The 18,361-nt window shown below is 39.2% G+C and carries 17 protein-coding genes and 1 riboswitch; of the genes, 7 read left to right on the top strand and 10 right to left on the bottom strand.

The annotated features are described in order from the left end of the window. Window positions 1-28: 28 nt before the first annotated feature. A complete protein-coding gene (galE, locus tag AC27GZ_RS14960) occupies window positions 29-1,054 on the top strand; it encodes a UDP-glucose 4-epimerase GalE (protein ID WP_487096159.1) in 1,026 nt (341 codons plus the stop codon). Between the two features lie 5 nt (window positions 1,055-1,059). Further along, window positions 1,060-2,043: an aldose epimerase family protein gene (locus tag AC27GZ_RS14965; protein WP_487096160.1), complete on the top strand. Its 984-nt coding sequence runs from the start codon at window positions 1,060-1,062 to the stop codon at window positions 2,041-2,043. 25 nt (window positions 2,044-2,068) lie between these two features. On the opposite strand, the gene AC27GZ_RS14970 is transcribed toward AC27GZ_RS14965, so the two are convergent. The 10 genes from AC27GZ_RS14970 to AC27GZ_RS15015 all read right to left on the bottom strand — a co-directional run bounded on the left by AC27GZ_RS14970 (window position 2,069) and on the right by AC27GZ_RS15015 (window position 12,355). Continuing rightward, on the bottom strand, window positions 2,069-2,839 hold the full coding sequence (locus AC27GZ_RS14970) for an IclR family transcriptional regulator (protein WP_487096161.1): 771 nt from the start codon (window positions 2,837-2,839) through the stop codon (window positions 2,069-2,071). A 292-nt stretch (window positions 2,840-3,131) separates the two neighbouring features. Then, window positions 3,132-3,491, bottom strand: coding sequence for a DUF3718 domain-containing protein (locus AC27GZ_RS14975; RefSeq protein ID WP_487096162.1), 360 nt, complete (start codon window positions 3,489-3,491; stop codon window positions 3,132-3,134). A 60-nt stretch (window positions 3,492-3,551) separates the two neighbouring features. Further along, window positions 3,552-3,649, bottom strand: a riboswitch (cyclic di-GMP riboswitch). Between the two features lie 94 nt (window positions 3,650-3,743). Next, window positions 3,744-4,400 carry a 3-oxoacid CoA-transferase subunit B gene (locus AC27GZ_RS14980; protein ID WP_487096163.1) on the bottom strand — a complete coding sequence of 219 codons (657 nt, stop codon included), beginning with the start codon at window positions 4,398-4,400 and terminating at the stop codon, window positions 3,744-3,746. After that, entirely contained in the window at window positions 4,400-5,119 is a 720-nt protein-coding gene (locus AC27GZ_RS14985) for a CoA transferase subunit A (protein ID WP_487096164.1), read from the bottom strand. The genes AC27GZ_RS14980 and AC27GZ_RS14985 overlap by 1 nt, the downstream gene beginning before the upstream one ends. Window positions 5,120-5,159: 40 nt before the next feature. Next, entirely contained in the window at window positions 5,160-6,077 is a 918-nt protein-coding gene (locus AC27GZ_RS14990) for a hydroxymethylglutaryl-CoA lyase (RefSeq protein WP_487096165.1), read from the bottom strand. Between the two features lie 12 nt (window positions 6,078-6,089). Continuing rightward, window positions 6,090-8,105 carry an acetyl/propionyl/methylcrotonyl-CoA carboxylase subunit alpha gene (locus AC27GZ_RS14995; protein WP_487096166.1) on the bottom strand — a complete coding sequence of 672 codons (2,016 nt, stop codon included), beginning with the start codon at window positions 8,103-8,105 and terminating at the stop codon, window positions 6,090-6,092. A 32-nt stretch (window positions 8,106-8,137) separates the two neighbouring features. After that, a complete protein-coding gene (locus AC27GZ_RS15000) occupies window positions 8,138-8,932 on the bottom strand; it encodes an enoyl-CoA hydratase/isomerase family protein (RefSeq protein WP_487096167.1) in 795 nt (264 codons plus the stop codon). 53 nt (window positions 8,933-8,985) lie between these two features. Further along, the gene (locus AC27GZ_RS15005; protein ID WP_487096168.1) at window positions 8,986-10,593 is read right to left on the bottom strand and encodes a carboxyl transferase domain-containing protein; all 1,608 of its coding nucleotides are present in this window, start codon (window positions 10,591-10,593) and stop codon (window positions 8,986-8,988) included. 108 nt (window positions 10,594-10,701) lie between these two features. After that, on the bottom strand, window positions 10,702-11,871 hold the full coding sequence (locus AC27GZ_RS15010; RefSeq protein ID WP_487096169.1) for an isovaleryl-CoA dehydrogenase: 1,170 nt from the start codon (window positions 11,869-11,871) through the stop codon (window positions 10,702-10,704). Window positions 11,872-11,953: 82 nt separating this feature from the next. Beyond that, window positions 11,954-12,355 (bottom strand): MerR family transcriptional regulator, encoded by a 402-nt coding sequence (locus AC27GZ_RS15015; protein ID WP_487096170.1) that lies wholly within the window; start codon window positions 12,353-12,355, stop codon window positions 11,954-11,956. A gap of 372 nt (window positions 12,356-12,727) precedes the next feature. Here AC27GZ_RS15015 and AC27GZ_RS15020 point away from each other — a divergent pair, with 372 nt between their 5' ends. The 5 genes from AC27GZ_RS15020 to AC27GZ_RS15040 all read left to right on the top strand — a co-directional run bounded on the left by AC27GZ_RS15020 (window position 12,728) and on the right by AC27GZ_RS15040 (window position 18,061). After that, on the top strand, window positions 12,728-13,927 hold the full coding sequence (locus tag AC27GZ_RS15020; RefSeq protein WP_487096171.1) for an acetyl-CoA C-acyltransferase: 1,200 nt from the start codon (window positions 12,728-12,730) through the stop codon (window positions 13,925-13,927). 15 nt (window positions 13,928-13,942) lie between these two features. Beyond that, window positions 13,943-15,100, top strand: a complete 1,158-nt coding sequence (locus tag AC27GZ_RS15025; protein WP_487096172.1) for an acyl-CoA dehydrogenase family protein — start codon at window positions 13,943-13,945, stop codon at window positions 15,098-15,100. 46 nt (window positions 15,101-15,146) lie between these two features. Beyond that, window positions 15,147-16,271: an enoyl-CoA hydratase/isomerase family protein gene (locus AC27GZ_RS15030; RefSeq protein ID WP_487096173.1), complete on the top strand. Its 1,125-nt coding sequence runs from the start codon at window positions 15,147-15,149 to the stop codon at window positions 16,269-16,271. Between the two features lie 53 nt (window positions 16,272-16,324). Next, a complete protein-coding gene (gene mmsB / locus AC27GZ_RS15035; RefSeq protein ID WP_487096174.1) occupies window positions 16,325-17,221 on the top strand; it encodes a 3-hydroxyisobutyrate dehydrogenase in 897 nt (298 codons plus the stop codon). 78 nt (window positions 17,222-17,299) lie between these two features. Then, window positions 17,300-18,061: an SDR family oxidoreductase gene (locus tag AC27GZ_RS15040; protein WP_487096175.1), complete on the top strand. Its 762-nt coding sequence runs from the start codon at window positions 17,300-17,302 to the stop codon at window positions 18,059-18,061. Window positions 18,062-18,361: the final 300 nt, after the last annotated feature.

An 18,361-nucleotide genomic window follows, 5' to 3' on the forward strand; every position in this document is an offset into this window, starting at 1 on the left:
TAATGCCTTACAAGGCTAGGAGAGATTAATGAATAAAATTCTAGTAACTGGTGGCGCCGGCTATATAGGCAGCCATACAGTTTTAGCATTATTAAATAATAATTATGAAGTTGTTGTTGTTGATAATTTAAGTAACGCTTCAGAAGAATCACTTAAGCGCGTAGAGCAGTTATCAGGGAAGTCTGTCACTTTTGTAAAAGCTGATATTCGTGATAAGAAAGCATTAAGTGATATTTTCAGTCAAGAAAATATTGCTGCGGTTATTCATTTTGCTGGTTTGAAAGCGGTGGGAGAGTCTGTACAAAAACCATTAGCTTATTACCAAAATAATGTTGAAGGTACGCTTACCTTAGTTGAAGTGATGAAAGCGTATAATACTAATAAGCTTGTATTTAGTTCATCTGCCACTGTTTATGGTGAAACCAATGAACCGCCGTACATTGAAACGCAGCCACTTGGTAACCCAACAAGTCCTTATGGCAAAACTAAAGCCATGGTTGAGCAAATATTAATGGATGTATCAATAAGTGATGCAGACATTAAAATTGCGAATTTACGTTATTTTAATCCTATCGGCGCCGATGTTAGCGGAAAGATAGGTGAAGATCCTAATGGTATTCCAAATAACTTAATGCCTTTTGTTGCGCAAGTAGCTGTTGGAAAGCGTGATAAATTATCAATATTTGGCGATGATTACCCAACGAAAGATGGCACTTGTTTACGTGATTATATTCATGTCACAGACTTAGCTGAAGGGCACCTTGATGCATTGAATTGGTTATTCAAACAAGAAAAAGGTTGTTGTGAAGCTTTTAATTTGGGCACTGGTGAGCCATTATCTGTGCTTGACATTGTGCAAGGCTTTGAGCAGTATTCTGGTCAGAAAATTGCGTATGAAATTGCCCCTCGACGTAGCGGTGATTTGGCTGCGTTTTGGGCAAATAGTGATAAAGCAGTGAATGAATTAAATTGGCAAGCCAGCAAAAACCTGAAAGATATGATGGTTGATACTTGGCGCTGGCAATCTGAAAACCCAAATGGATATCAAAAGTAAATAACATGAGTGAATTAGCATCTGTTACGTTAACAAACAGCCATGGTATGGTTGTTGAAGTTCTTAATTTTGGCGCACGTATTAAGTCAGTATTATTTCCTGTAAAGGGCAAGCTAACACAAATGGTTGTTGGCTATGATAGTGCAGAAGAGTATTTAACAGATGCCTTTTACTTGGGGGCTACTTGTGGTCGAGTATGTAACCGCATTGAAAAGGCAAGTTTTGAGTTAGAAGGGCAAACATTTTCAATTACTCAAAATGAAGGTGAAAACTGTTTACACGGTGGCGTTGATAATTTTTCATACCGTTATTGGCAGGTTGAAAATACGTCATCATCAAGTGTTACTTTATCATTATTGTCTGAAGATTTAGATCAGGGGTTTCCGGGGAATTTAGCACTTTCAGTGACTTACTATTTGACTGAAAATAATGAAATCAGAATTGACTATCAAGCGACTACGGATGCTGCAACTCCCGTTAATTTAACCAACCATGCTTATTTTTCATTAGGTGAAGAAAATGGTGAGTTATTAAGTTTGCAACTTAATGCAGATAAAGTACTTGAGCGAAAGCCCAATGCCTTGCCAAGTGGCAAGCTATTAGCGGTAGCAGAAACTGATTTTGATTTTAGCACTTTGGCTAATATTGGTCAGAGGCAGCAAGCTACAAAAGATCAATCACTTATCGAGATGAAAGGTTTTGATCATTGCTTTGCTTTAAATACTGTGGGTTTAGATAAACCAAGTGCGGTACTGGTTTCTGAAAATAATCACGTTAAAATGACTTTGTTTACAGATCAAGAGTCTGTGCAATTTTATACAGGTGCTTATTTAGCTGATTCATTTAATCCCTATCAGGGAGTTTGTTTAGAAGCGCAAAATTATACCAATGCGGTAAATATTAAGCATTTTCCAAACAGTGTATTACTACCTAACGAGTCATATCAAAAAACGATTATTTATCACTTTGAAGCTTTTACTGGCGAATAAGTAAGACAATAGCGACTGTGAATGACTAGCAACCTAGTTGTTTCGCTATTTTTTCAGCGGTCCCTTTTACCGATTGTATTAATTTTGCTCTTGTTTCTTCATTATCTAGTGTTGAGGTTAGTGAAGAAACTGTTAGTACTGCAATAACCGCACCTTCTGGTTGTCCTATGATAGCAGCGCAGTCAGTTACCCCATCGGTTAGCTCGCTTTGCCTAAAACAATGACCATCAGATAAAATCTTTTCAAGCTCTTGCTCAAGGTTATTTTTAGCTTTTTCACTCATGCTAGCGTAACGTTCGCTACGTTCATATATCAACTGTTTAACAGCTTCATTACTATTGGCAAGTAACACTAACCCTGAGGTGGTGCTAACAGTTGGAAATAAAGTGCCTTCTGCAATAGAAAGGGAAACTGGTGTATGACTTTTAGCATGAACGATAACCATCACCTTACTCTGATAAAGAATGCTCAGGTGCGATGCATAACCTGATTGTGCAGAGAAATCCTCCATAATTGGAATAGCGGTTTGACGCAGTTGATCTACCGGGGAAATCTTTCTTGAAAGACTATAAAGCTTTAGTGAAACGCTATATTTTCCTGAAACTTCATCACGTATTAAGTAACCTCTACTTTCTAAACCAATTAATACCCGATAAATTTCATTGGCTGAACGTTCAATTCCTTGTGCTATTTCAGTTTGTGATAATGGCATCGCTTTTGAAGCGAGGTATTCTAGAATATCTAGACCCTTATCCAGAGCAGGTACTGCGTATTTATTGATTTTATCCGTACTCATGTTTTTCCTAAAATTATTTTGAGCTGTTGAAAGTAGGAGAATGCTTATCGACAGAATATTTGTGATTTTATTAAATCATAGCTTGCTTTATGTTTAAACGAATTTAAGTTTAGGTTAGCTTTTAATGACTAAATGTTTTAACGATATTAAATTACGGGTAAAAAAAAGCCAGCTAAGTCGCTGGCTTTTTTAAAATGACATAGAATTATTAACAATTAAATTTTCTACTTAACACTGTTTAATCAAAAAAGATAAAAAAGTTTTAAGCTTATGCCTAGTTGAAAATAATTTATTAGCTGCTAACGCGAGCGTTTGCAGCATCAATCAATGGTTGCGATCCAGTTTGCAACGCAGCTAAATTAGCAGAAACAACTTTCTTAGGTAATTTAGAAATCATCAAAGAACCTGTTTCTACCGAGCCGCTTGTTGATGCAAACTCTAATAAGTTTTTACCATTACACTGAATACCGTCGAAGATACGACGAATTTTTAATTTATTCGTCTTTAAAAATGAACGCATGCGTTTCTTGTCATCGGCAGCCACATACTCACATATACTTTGAGCAATGTTCGCAGCTTGTGCCTGAGGTGTCGATACAACAGACGTTAAAGTTAAAACAGTGATAGTAGAAGCTATTAATAATTTTTTCATTTTAGTAACCTTTTAAATAATGGATTAATAAAAGAAAAAACCACGGGATGTACCTATTAACGAGGTGACTCCGCTGCCGTAGATTTTCCAAAATTAGAAAACCCCTTAGGCCGGTGGTTTTGCGTAATACGTTTTCGCGTATCTTGCCTTTTCTTTGTCATTAATAAGTATCGCTAAACTTTTTAAAAATTGCAACTATTTTATAGGTAATTGTTTTATATTGTAAAAAAATGTAATTGTCAGGCTGTTTTTTTAGAATTTCATCTCAGGAATTTCACCTTTAACAACTAATTCACCTTGCGTTAACTTAACTATTTCTTCAACACTTACATTAGGAGCTCTCTCTAGTAAGTGAAACTTTCCGTCTTTGATTTCAATAAAGGCTAAATCAGTTAACACTTTTTTAATACAGCCTTTGCCCGTTAAGGGTAAGGAGCAATTATTTAACAGCTTTGACACGCCATGTTTTGAAGCGTGAGTCATAGTGACAATGATATTATCGGCACCAGCGACTAAATCCATTGCGCCCCCCATACCTTTGATCAATTTTCCGGGGATCATGTAGGAAGCAATATTGCCATGGATATCCACTTCAAAGGCACCCAGTACCGTTAAGTCAACATGGCCGCCACGAATCATGGCAAAGGATTCTGCAGAATCAAAAATAGAAGCGCCCTTAGCCATGGTAACCGTTTGCTTTCCAGCATTAATTAAATCAGCATCAACTTCTTCTTCAGTAGGGAATTCTCCCATACCAAGTAAACCATTTTCTGATTGCAGCATGACCTCCATACCATCAGGCACATAATTAGCAACGAGGGTAGGGATGCCAATACCTAAGTTGACGTAGTAACCGTCTTGTAATTCTTGCGCAACACGTTGGGCGATTTGTTCTCTTGATAAGGCCATTATTTATCTCCTTGTGCTGATGACGGGCGAGTAGTTCGTTGTTCTACTCGTTTCTCAAAGTTACCTTGAATTAAACGATTGACGTAAATGCCCGGTGTGTGAATTTGGTCGGGATCTAACTCGCCAGGTTCAACAATTTCTTCAACTTCAACAACGGTAATCTTGCCAGCAGTTGCTGCCATTGGGTTGAAGTTTCTAGCTGTTTTTCTAAATATTAAATTACCGAATCTATCTGCTTTCCATGCTTTGACTATGGCAAAATCACCGACAATAGATTCTTCTAAAATATAGTCGCGACCATTAAATTGACGCTCTTCTTTACCCTCTGCAACAGGTGTTCCATAGCCTGTGGCAGTGAAAAATGCGGGTATGCCAGCGCCGCCTGCGCGCATTTTTTCTGCAAGTGTTCCTTGCGGAGTTAATTCAACGTCAAGCTCTCCAGCCATCATTTGTCGCTCAAATTCTGCATTTTCACCGACATAAGAAGCAATAATTTTTTTGATTTGGCGGTTAGGTAATAAAATACCTAAACCAAAATCATCAACGCCACAATTGTTAGAAACAACAGTTAGGCCTTTTGTTCCTTTACGCTTAATTTCACTGATTAAATTTTCAGGAATACCGCATAAGCCAAAACCACCTGCGATAACAGTCATATTATCAGTAAGACCAGCCATAGCCTCTTCATAACTTGATACTACTTTGTCAAAACCTGCCATTTTCCTCTCCTAAGCGTTTGTATTTACCTTGTTCAAATCATTATTGCGATGAATTATTTGCTAGATATGCCCTTGATACTTTCGACATAGGGCTTTTATTTAACGTGTTGCTTATAAACCAGCCTGCGGCAAGTAATTGTTCAAAATTAATAGCTGTCTTAATGCCTAAGCCGTTGAGCATATACACAACATCTTCAGTTGCCACATTACCCGATGCTCCTTTAGCATAGGGGCAGCCACCTAAACCGGCAATAGCACTATCGACTACCCTAATCCCCATATGTAATGCTGCATAAATGTTAGTCAAGGCTTGTCCATAAGTGTCATGAAAATGAACAGCCAGCTTTTCTATGGGGACACGATCGCTTACAGCGCTTATCATTTGATTGACTTTAATTGGCGTACCTACACCTATGGTGTCGCCTAATGATATTTCATAGCAGCCCATGTCAAATAATGTTTCTGCAACTTCGGCTACTTGCTCTGGCTTTATGTCACCTTCATACGGGCAGCCTAAGGTACAAGACACATAACCTCTAACCTTGATATTGGCTTTTTTAGCTGCCGCCATGATAGGAGCAAAACGTTCAAGGCTTTCACTGATAGAGCAGTTTATATTCTTTTGACTAAAGCTTTCTGAGGCGGCTCCAAAAATAGCCACTTCATTAACATTGGCGGCCATTGCTCCTTCAAAACCTTGCATGTTGGGCGTTAATGCTGCGTAAGTAACACCGGCTTTACGGTTGAGTTTTTGAAATACTTCAAGGGAAGTTGCCATTTGTGGTACCCATTTAGGTGAGACAAAACTGCCACTTTCAATATAGTTTATTCCTGCATCAGCGAGTTTTTCTATCAAACTGATTTTATCTTGGGCGCTTATGGCCGTCTTTTCATTCTGTAGACCATCTCTTGGGCCTACTTCAACAATTTTGACTTGCTTAGGTAATTTACTGTTCATCTAATCGCTCTTTTATGAGTCATCATTGGCGGTGAAGCTGAGCAATTCTGCGCCGCCATCAACCATGTCGCCAGCCTGAAAAAATACCTCATTAACACAGCCATCGCTCGGCGCTTTAATCGTGTGTTCCATCTTCATTGCTTCAATTATCACTAAAGGTTGTTCCTTAGTAACAGTATCGCCGGCTTTAATTAGTACACTAACCATGGTGCCATTCATGGGAGCTGTTAACCCGCCATGACTTTCATCTTGAGTGTGCTGGCCGTGATCGGGCAAAACATGGTCAAATATGAAAACTCCCTTTGCTGTAAATAAGCTGAGGCTATTATCATTTTTATTAATCGTTAGCTGGCTTCTGTGACCATTAATATTAACAATCATAGTATGTTTGTTGAGTGAGCCTTGGCAGCTAAAGTGTTCGTTATTTACTGTGATGAGGTAAATTTCTTCATTATTTTGGCGTTTTTGCTCAACTTCAACTGGGTATTGAGTTTCATTATGAGCAAGTATTAAAGTGTGGCGATGCGCTTCATTTAAACGCCATCCATCAGCATGATACCAAGGTGAATTTGGATCATTACTTTGCAGGGCTTTTTCTTGTGCTTTCTGCTTGGTTGCTAACACCAAGTACAAGGCTGCTATTGCTAATTCATCCTGTAATGATTGCTCGGTATTATGAAAAATAATATCGCTATTTTTTTCGATAAAACCAGTATCAATATCTTCGTCGATAAAAGGTTTGGAAGTGGCTAAATTGTAGAGAAAATCAATATTTGTTGTTACCCCGTTAATGCGATATTCACTTAAGGCTTTAGCTAACCGCTTTAAGGCTTTGCTACGTGTTTCATCCCACACTATTAATTTAGCAATCATAGGGTCGTAATAGACACTGACTTCGTCACCTTGGCGAACGCCTGAGTCGATACGTACATGCTCACTTTCATCAGGTGTTTGTAATAGTGTTAATTTGCCCGTCGCTGGTAAAAAGTCATTATTGGTATCTTCTGCGTAAATACGTGCTTCAAAGGCATGACCGTTAAGGTTTAGCTGCTCTTGAGTTTTAGGTAGTGCTTCACCAGCGGCCACGCGCAACTGCCATTCAACTAAATCTTGATCACTGATCATTTCAGTAACAGGATGTTCTACTTGTAAGCGGGTGTTCATTTCCATAAAGTAAAAAGAGCCGTCAACATCTAATAAAAATTCAACGGTGCCAGCGCCTTGATAGCCAATTGCTTGGGCTGATTTGATCGCTGATTCACCCATTGCTTTACGCAGTGTTTCATTCATGCCAAAAGCAGGAGCTTCTTCAATTACTTTTTGGTGACGGCGCTGAACAGAACAGTCGCGTTCAAACAGATAAACAGCTTGTTGATGATTATCACAAAATACTTGAATTTCTACATGGCGTGGCTGAGTCAAATATTTCTCAACAAGCATAGTGTCGTCACCAAAGGATGACATTGCTTCGCGTTTTGCAGCAGCCAAGCCTTGTTCAAATTCATCTTCACGCCAAACTTGGCGCATGCCTTTACCACCACCGCCTGCAGTCGCTTTGAGTAATACAGGATAACCCATTTCATCGGCAGCTTGTTTTAGGGTACTGCTTGATTGATCTTCACCATGGTAGCCGGGCACTAAAGGAACATTGGCTTTTTCCATAATGTTTTTGGCCGCAGACTTTGAACCCATCGCTTCAATCGCAGCAACTGGTGGACCAATAAAAGTAATATTTTCTGCCGCACATGCACGGCAAAAGTCGGCATTTTCTGATAAGAAACCATAACCGGGGTGAATAGCTTGAGCATTCGTTTTTATTGCAGCAGCAATAACCTTGTCAGCTTGTAAGTAACTTTCACGTGAAGGAGAAGGGCCAATGTAAACTGCTTCGTCAGCCATATGAACATGTAACGCTTCTTTGTCGGCATCTGAATAAACAGCAACAGTTGATACACCCATTCTTTTAGCTGTTTTTATTATGCGGCAGGCTATTTCACCACGATTCGCAATTAATATCTTATTAAACATGTTTTTTCCTTCAATAACGTTGAGTTATCGTTTTACTTTTGCCAATTTGGCGTACGCTTTTCAAAAAAGGCTGTTAAGCCTTCCTGACCTTCTTGTGACACACGTATACTCGCAATACGTTCACTGGTATTAGTTAATAAATTTTCATCTATCGTTTGCCAAGCAACGTCTTGGCAAAGTTTTTTTGCTTGTCTACGTGCTTGTGTACCATTCTCTAATAGCTGTTTAATGATTTCGTTTACTTTCTCTGTCAACTGCTCCGTGGTGGTAATTTCATCAACTAAACCTAGTTGTTGAGCTTTTTTGCAACAAAAGCGCTCTGCGGTTTGAAAGTAGCGGCGACTCGCTTTCATTCCTATAGTGTTTATCACATAAGGACTGATTGTGGCGGGTATCAAACCTAACTTCACTTCACTTAAACAAAAGCTTGCTTGGTTACTTGCAATGACAATATCGCAACAACTTGCTAAACCGACAGCGCCACCAAAAGACGCTCCTTGAATTTTTGCTATCGTGGTTTGTGGCAGAAAATTTAATGCTTTTAGCATTTGTGCCAAGGCATTCGCATCTTTTAAATTTTCTTGATACGAGTAATTTGCCATACGTTTCATCCAAGCGAGATCGGCACCTGCACTAAAGCTTTTTCCTGTCGAGGCAAGTACCATTATACTAATGTCATCACGCTGGCTAATCTCATTAAAAAGGCAGGTGAGTTGTTTGATGATGTCATCATCAAAAGCATTATGTTTACTTGGGTTATTCAAAGTAACCGTGGCTACACCATGCTCGTTGACTTCAAATAAAACTTTGTCGTTTCGTGTCTTCATATGTTTATGTTCAAACTTTTATAGGTGATTTATGTCGGTGTTCTTAAAGGTACTTACATTCTAAAAATGCCAAACTTGGTTTCTTTAATCGGCTTGTTTAATGACGCTGAAATTGCTAAGCCTAATACTTGTCGAGTATCGGCTGGGTCAATAATGCCGTCATCCCATAAGCGGGCAGAAGCATAATATGGGTGCCCTTGATGTTCATAGTTATCAATAATAGGCTGTTTGAAATTTTGCTCTTCTGTATCACTCCAGCTTTCACCCTGTTTTGCTTTTTTATCGCGCGTAACTTGAGCCATTACACCGGCAGCTTGTTCACCACCCATCACTGAAATTCTTGCATTAGGCCACATAAATAAGAAGCGGGGATCGTAAGCTCGACCACACATACCATAATTTCCAGCACCAAAACTACCACCAATTAATAGTGTGAATTTTGGCACTTGTGCTGTGGCAACTGCGGTTACCATTTTTGCGCCATGTTTTGCTATGCCACTAGACTCATACTGTTTACCCACCATAAAACCTGTGATGTTTTGTAAAAATACCAAGGGAATTTTTCGTTGTGCACATAGTTGAATAAAATGCGCACCTTTTTCAGCTGACTCACCAAATAGCACGCCGTTATTGGCAACAATGCCGACAGGGTAACCAAAAATATGGGCAAAGCCACACACTAGGGTGTTGCCATAAAGTGCTTTAAATTCTTCAAATTCGCTGCCATCAACAATGCGGGCAATGACTTCACGTACGTCATAAGGTTGGCGAGTATCTTTGGGGATAATGCCGTAAATTTCTTCACAGGCATATTTGGGTTCAATCACTGGCTGAAAATTAATGGTGACGGGTTTAACTCTATTTAGGTTTTTAACTGCAGAGCGCGCTATTTCAAGGGCATGGTGATCATTTTGTGCGTAATGGTCGGTAACTCCCGAAGTTCGACAGTGCACGTCGGCACCACCTAAATCTTCGGCACTGACAACTTCACCTGTGGCTGCTTTAACTAAAGGTGGACCAGCTAAGAAAATAGTACCTTGCTCTTTCACAATAATTGATTCATCAGCCATTGCTGGCACATAGGCGCCACCTGCAGTACAAGAGCCCATCACTATAGCTATCTGTGGAATGTTATTAGCTGACATGTTTGCTTGATTAAAGAAAATTCGACCAAAGTGCTCTTTATCTGGAAAGACATCATCTTGATTAGGTAAATTAGCGCCGCCAGAATCGACTAAGTAGATACAAGGTAAGTTATTTTCTTTTGCAATGGCTTGGGCTCTAAGGTGTTTTTTAACCGTTAGGGGGTAATAAGTGCCACCTTTTACAGTTGCATCATTGGCAACAATGATACATTCTTGACCACTAACACGACCAATGCCGGTAATGATACCTGCACTAGGCACATAGTCTTCATAAACCTTATAGCCAGCAAATTGTGAGAGCTCTAAAAAAGCTGAACCATCATCTATTAATGCGTTTATCCTGTCGCGTGGTAATAACTTTCCTCGACTGATATGACGAGCACGTGACTGTTCTCCTCCACCGAGTTTTATCTCAGCAAGCTTTTTATGCAAGTCATTAACTTGTGTTTGCATATGGACCGCATTTTCTAAAAATTCTTGGCTGCGGGTATTAATATTACTGATTATTTTAGCCACGATATTAACCTTTAATCTCAATAGTCTCTGTGTAAAACATAAGTTGTGTAGTTGCTCAATACTTAGGTTTAGTTACGCATTTAGCTATGTATTTCATTATGTATTTAGTTATGCAGATTCATTAAATAATTCACGACCAATCAACATTCTTCTAATTTCAGAAGTACCTGCGCCAATCTCATATAATTTCGCATCGCGCAGTAAACGACCAGCAGGGAACTCGTTTATATAACCATTACCGCCAAGCAGTTGAATGGTATCAAGTGCCATTTTTGTCGCTAATTCAGCCGCATAAAGAATAACGGCCGCAGAATCTTTACGAGTTGTTTCACCACGGTCACAGGCAGCAGCAACCATATAAGCGTATGATTTAGCAGCATTCATTTGAGTGTACATGTCCGCGACTTTACCTTGCACTAATTGAAATTCACCGATAGATTGACCAAACTGCTTTCTGTCATGAACATAAGGTACTACTAAATCCATGCAGGCATCCATAATGCCTAGTGAACCACCAGATAAGACCACGCGCTCATAATCTAAGCCAGACATTAATACGCGTACGCCTTTTCCTTCTTCTCCTAAAATATTTTCAGCAGGTACTTCGCAATTTTGAAACACTAATTCACAAGTATTCGAACCACGCATACCAAGCTTGTCTAGTTTTTGGTGGCGGGAAAACCCAGGGTAATCACGTTCAACAATAAAAGCGGTAATGCCTTTTGAGCCTGCTTGAGTATCTGTTTTTGCATAGATGACAAAAACATCGGCATCAGGGCCATTCGTTATCCACATTTTATTGCCATTAAGAATGTATTTATCGCCTTTTTTATCCGCTCTAAGTTTCATACTAACCACATCTGAGCCTGCGTTAGGTTCACTCATGGCTAAAGCACCAACGTGCTCACCAGTACAAAGTTTAGGTAAGTATTTTAATTTTTGTTCATGACTGCCATTTTTGCGTAATTGGTTTAAACAAAGGTTTGACATGGCGCCATAACTTAACCCTACAGAAGCAGAAGCGCGTGAAATTTCTTGCATAGCGACAATATGCTCTAGATAGCCTAAGCCTGAGCCGCCATACTCTTCTTCAACAGTCATGCCCAGTAAACCCATATCACCAAATTTTCGCCATAAGTCACTCGGAAATTCATTATCGATATCTATTTGCTCGGCACGAGGTGCAATTTCATCACGGGCAAAGGCGTTAACTTGGCTGCGGATCATATCGACAGTTTCGCCTAGATTAAAATTAAGAGAGCTAAATGATGAAATCATGGTTTTTCCTTTCTTTTACAGTGATTAGCCGTATTAGTTTGTGGCTAAGCATTTTGGGTTTTATGTATACGGTTGATACGGTTTATTTATTAAGTTTTGATAGTACGTTCTGGCAATTTTCCTCTAAATCATTAAGCTCAATGAGTACAGCATTAATGTCATCTAGCTGCTGCGTTAAGTCATTTCTTTTCAGGGCAATTAACTCCAACATGCTAGTAAGCTGTGTAGCACTTGATTTATCGGCATCATAAAGCTCAAACAAACGGCCTGTTTCAGCAAGTGAAAACCCTAAACGTTTACCACGCAATATTAATTTTAATCTCACTCTATCTCTTTGATTATAAATACGAGTTTGGCCGTTACGTGTTGGCGAAATTAATCCCTGATCTTCATAAAATCGAATACTACGTGTTGTAATGTCGAACTCTTTTGATAACTCACCAATAGAGTAACTTGCTGTGCTTGATTGTTTTAATTGAGTCATTTTTAACTGTTAACTTGCTTTGCTAAGGAAAATTAGTAAACTAACTTTAGTTGAAGTTTACGTAAACGTAAAGTGTTTTTGTGGTGACTTTTAAACAAAATGTTAAATGCTGGTCTAAATTAAAAGCACATTCAAATAAAGCACGATCAGTTAAAGCATAGTTAAAAGTCGTACCGACGAGCACTTTTTGGAATTATTTCTATAATTGCTAATTATGACTGCTGTAACTAACTCATTACAGCCGAGTAAAGAAGATAAAATATTAGTTTTAGGTTTACGTTGGCGTAAACGTTAATTTTGATGTTAATGTAAGTTAACCTCATTACATAGTTATTATTAAAGAATTATCAGATCCTTTTTTAGGAGAGTTTTATGTTAAATACGGATCCTATTGTTATTGTTTCTGCCGTTAGAACCCCTATGGGAGGCTTTAATGGTTGTCTAGCAAGTGTTACTGCGACAGAGCTTGGTGCTGCAGCGATTCAATCTGCACTAACACAAGCTGATTTAGCGAAAGATCAAATTGATGAAGTTATCATGGGCTGTGTTTTACCCGCAGGCCTAAAGCAGGCTCCTGCAAGGCAAGCTGCTATAACAGCTGGATTAGCGCTGCCCACGGTTTGCACCACGATTAATAAAGTGTGTGGTTCTGGAATGAAAGCAGCCATGCAAGCTCATGACGCTTTAAGTGCAGGCTCAATTGAAGTCGCTGTTGCAGGTGGTATGGAAAGTATGAGTAATGCACCGTACATTTTACCAAAAGCAAGGACAGGTATGCGTATGGGACATGGCCAAGTACTGGATCATATGATGCTTGATGGTCTTGAGAATGCCTATGATGGTATTTCAATGGGCTGCTTCGCGCAAGAAACAGCTGACGAAGTCGGTTTTAGCCGAGAGCAGATGGATGAATTTGCTATTCGCTCTTTATCGCGTGCTAATGCGGCTATTGAGTCAGGTGCTTTTAGTAATGAAATAACACCTGTGACAGTGAGAACTAGACGTAGTGAAGTCGTAATAGATATCGACGAACAACCAGGAAATGCTCGCCCTGATAAAATTCCTTCATTAAGAGCGGCGTTTAAAAAAGAAGGTACTATTACGGCAGCCAATTCAAGCTCAATTTCTGATGGTGCTGCTGCACTAGTGATGATGAAACTGTCTACTGCGAATGCGCGTGGCTTAACACCTTTGTGTAAAGTTGTCGCCCATGCTAGCCATGCGCAAAAACCAGAAGAGTTTACCGTAGCTCCGGTCGGTGCAATGAATAAGTTGTTAGAAAAAGCTGGTTGGGATGCTCAGGAGGTTGATTTATATGAAATCAATGAAGCCTTTGCCATGGTTACCATGTTGGCAATTAAAAACCTCAATCTCGATATAAATAAAGTCAATATCAATGGGGGGGCTTGTGCACTTGGTCATCCATTAGGTGCTAGTGGAGCCCGTATTATGGTAACGCTTATTCATGCGTTAAAAAATAAAGGCTTAGCTGATGGTAGTAAGCCAAAAGGTGTTGCTTCTTTATGTATTGGTGGTGGCGAAGCTACTGCGATTGCATTAGAGCTTATGTAAGAATTGGGAAGTACCATGAATTTTGATTTAACTGAAGATCAACAAATGTTTGCTGATACCGCTAAGCAGTTTAGTGACAGTGAATTACAACCAAACGCTGCTAAGTGGGATCAAGAACATATCTTCCCAAAAGAGGTTATTACTAAAGCAGGTGAGTTAGGATTTTGTGCTTTATATACACCAGAAGATGCTGGTGGCCTAGAATTAAGCCGTTTAGATTCATCTATTATCTTTGAGCAGTTAGCTATGGGGTGTACTACAACCACGGCAATGATGACTATTCATAATATGGCAACGTGGATGATTGCAACGTGGGGAAAAGCCTCTTTAAAAGCAGCTTGGTGCCCCTCGTTAGTGTCAGGAGAGAAACTCGCATCATACTGTTTAACTGAACCTGGATCAGGATCTGATGCTGCTTCCTTAACCACTTCAGCAAGACAAGAAGGTGAAAACTATATTATCAATGGCTCAAAAGTGTTTATTTCAGGTGCTGGCGCTACCGATGTTTTGGTCGTGATGGTTCGTACAGGTGAGGCTGGACCAAAAGGCATCTCTGCTATTGCTATTCCTGCGAATTCCGAAGGTGTCATTTATGGTAAGCCTGAAGAAAAACTAGGTTGGAATGCACAACCTACCAGACAAATAACCTTTGATAACGTGAAAGTACCCGTTGAAAATTTGTTAGGTAATGAAGGTGAAGGTTTTTCAATGGCGATGAAGGGCCTTGATGGTGGCCGCATCAATATTGCTACTTGCTCTATTGGAACAGCGCAACAAGCTCTAAATGTTGCTATGTCGTATATGCAAGAGCGCGAACAGTTCGGTAAACCTATTGCTGCTTTTCAAGGGCTGCAATTTAAACTAGCTGATATGGCGACTGAATTAGTTGCTGCTCGCCAGTTAGTGCGCTTAGCGGCTTATAAATTGGATCAAAATGATCCTGAAAAAACCGCTTATTGTGCTATGGCAAAACGTTTTGCTACTGATATTGGTTTTCAGGTTTGTGATGCTGCCCTGCAAATTCATGGTGGTTATGGCTACATTAAAGAGTATCCACTTGAACGCCATTTTAGGGATGTTCGAGTACACCAAATTCTTGAAGGTACTAATGAAATAATGCGAGTAATAATTGCTCGCCGCTTGCTAACAGAAAGTGCAGGTCAGCTATTGTAAATGTTTATGAAAATTTCTGAGCAGCATGATTAGATAGGATATTGATATGACGACAGTAGTAACTTTCCAAGAGCTTGATTGTAAAAATGGTAAAAAACTGGCGATTGCCACGTTAAACTCGCCGCGCTCATTAAATGCATTAAGTAGTGACATGATTACCTTGTTGTACCCAAAATTAAAAGCGTGGCAAAGCCAGGCTAATATCGCTGCTGTTTTCTTACAGGGGACTGGCGATAAGGCCTTTTGTGCCGGTGGTGATATTGTGCATATGTATAATGAAATGCAAGCAAATCAAGGTGAGTATTCAGCCGGTATCGAAGCCTATTTCACTCAAGAGTATCAACTTGATTATCTTATTCATACCTATAGCAAGCCTTTTATTGTGTGGGGCAGTGGTATTGTTATGGGAGGAGGTCTTGGCCTGATGGTCGGGGCGAGTCATCGCATTGTTACCGAAAGTTCACGCATCGCAATGCCGGAAATTAGTATTGGCCTATACCCTGACGTTGGCGCTAGTTATTTTTTAAATCGAATGCCTGAAAACTGTGGGTTATTTTTAGGGCTAACAGGTGCTTCCATAAATGCTAATGATGCAATGTATTGCCAGTTAGCTGATTATTTTGTGCAAAATGATGCAAAAAATAATTTAATTGAGCAGTTAATACTTGTTGATTGGCAAGACTCAAACGAGCAAAACAATGAACAGCTCTCTATTGTGCTTGCTAAGTTTGAGCAAGCGGCTAAACCTGAGTTACCAAAGGCTAAACTAATAGAACATAAAGCATTAATAGCGCAAGTGACCAACTTTGATGAATTAAAGACTATTGTTAAAGCAATCGAAACCGCTGAATGTGAAGACAAATGGTTTAAGCGGGCACAACAATCTCTAAAACTGGGTAGCCCGTTAAGTGCGTCATTAGCCTATAAACAACTTCAATTTTCAAAAAAGTTGTCGTTAGCTGACTGTTTTCGTCTGGAGTTAAGTTTATCAGTGAAGTCAGGAAAGTATGGCGAATTTGTTGAGGGAGTTAGAGCTTTACTTATTGATAAAGATAACTCGCCTCAATGGCATTTTGATTCAGTTGAAGCGGTTGATGAGCAAACGCTGGAGTGGTTTTTTGAATCAAAATGGTTAGCAAAAGAGCACCCATTAGCTTTGTTAGGGCAGTAAAAAGTGCTTTAACCGTTAGAGACAGTTTTCTTATTAATAAGAAGGAATAAACAATGGCAAATATTGCGTTTATAGGCTTGGGCAACATGGGATGCCCAATGGCATTAAATTTACTGAAAGCAGGGCATAAAGTTTGTGTGTTTGATTTATCTGAGTCAGCCATATCTAAGGTTGTTAAGGAAGGCGCGAATAGTAAATCGACAGCCATCGAATGTGTCGAAGGTGCAGATTATATTATTACTATGCTACCAGCAGGAAAACATGTTGATGAAGTCTATCTATCATCAGTGAATGGTTTGGTAAATCATATCTCTCAAGGCAGTATCGTTATTGATTCTTCAACTATTGATGCAGCAACATCCCGTAAAGTTGCTTCAGCACTCGCTAAAAAAGGCATTGAATTTGTTGATGCTCCTGTTTCTGGTGGCGTTGGTGGAGCAGTTGCAGGTACCTTAAGTTTTATGGTGGGTGGCAGTGATAATGAGTTTAAAAAAATAGAGCCCATTTTATCAACCATGGGGAAAAATATTTTCCACGCTGGTGAGCATGGTGCAGGGCAAATAGCAAAAGTTTGTAATAACATGCTGTTATCTGTGTTAATGGTTGGCACTAGTGAAGCTTTACAACTTGGCCTAGCAAATGGTTTAGATCCAAAAGTCTTGTCTAATATCATGAGTAAAAGCTCTGGTAGCAACTGGACTTTAGATGTGTATAACCCGTGCCCAGGTGTGATGGAAAATGTCCCTTCATCAAATAATTATCAAGGTGGTTTCATGGTGGATCTGATGGCAAAAGATTTAGGCCTTGCTATGGATACCTCAATTGATAGTAAGTCATCTACACCGATGGGAGCTTTAGCACGAAGTTTATATGCAATGCATGCAGCATCAGGCAATGGTGAAAAAGACTTTTCAAGTATTTTTAATTTGTTCAATCACAAAACGAGCTAATAATGTGTTTAGTTTTTCAACGAGTAATTTAATAAGAAACTCAATAAGAAAGTTAATGAGATAATTAAAGGGAATGGTATGGATTTAAACAACAAAACAATTGTGATCACTGGTGGCGGTCAAGGCTTGGGCCGAACTATGGCTATTAACTTGGCTAAAAGTGGCGCTAACATCGCATTAATTGACTTAAATATAGATCTATTAGAAGAAACCGTTTCGCTAATAGAGAAAGAGGGCGTAAAGGGGAAACTTTATCTTGCAAATGTTAGTGATGAACAACAAGTAGAAGCGACTTTTAAGCAAATAAATTATGATTTCAATGGTATTGATGGACTAATTAATAACGCAGGGATATTACGCGATGGTATGTTTGTTAAAGCAAAGGACGGTGTAGTTAATCAAAAAATGTCTTTAGCACAATTTCAATCAGTGATTGACGTTAACCTTACTGGCGTCTTTTTATGTGGCCGAGAAGCCGCGGTTCACATGATTGAATCAGGTAAGCAAGGCGTTATCATTAACATGTCATCTATCGCACGAGGTGGCAATATGGGACAAACAAACTACTCTGCTGCAAAGGCAGGAGTGGTGGCAATGACAACAACTTGGGCGAGAGAGTTAGGACGCCATGGAATTCGAGTTGGTGCTATTGCACCAGGTGTTATTCGTACCGCAATGACAGAAGCAATGAAACCTGAAATGCGTGATAGACTTGAAAACATGAAACCTGTAGGTCGATTAGGCGAAGCTGAAGAAATAGCCCATACCGCAAAATATATTTTCGAAAATGACTTTTTTACAGGTCGAGTCGTTGAAATTGATGGCGGTTTGTCAATGTAACCTAACCTTTCTATAGATATTATAAGTTTTATTGACCAAGAGTTGTTTAATATATGTAAAAATTGAGCAAGCTTTGAACACTTAGACTAATATAAACAAATAACGTGTAAAAAAGTTATTTTTACTGTTGACCTGAAAGCAGAACTCTATACAATGCGCATCCAGTTTCAAGGACTTGAGACAAAAAGCACAACCAACGGAATGTTTTAACAAGTTATCTTGGATGATTTGTTCACTGTGCGATAAGTTAACGTTTAAAAATAAAATTAATTTTTATCAAATAATCGTTGACATAAAAAA

This window comes from Colwellia sp. SU-HH00943, from assembly GCF_057546125.1.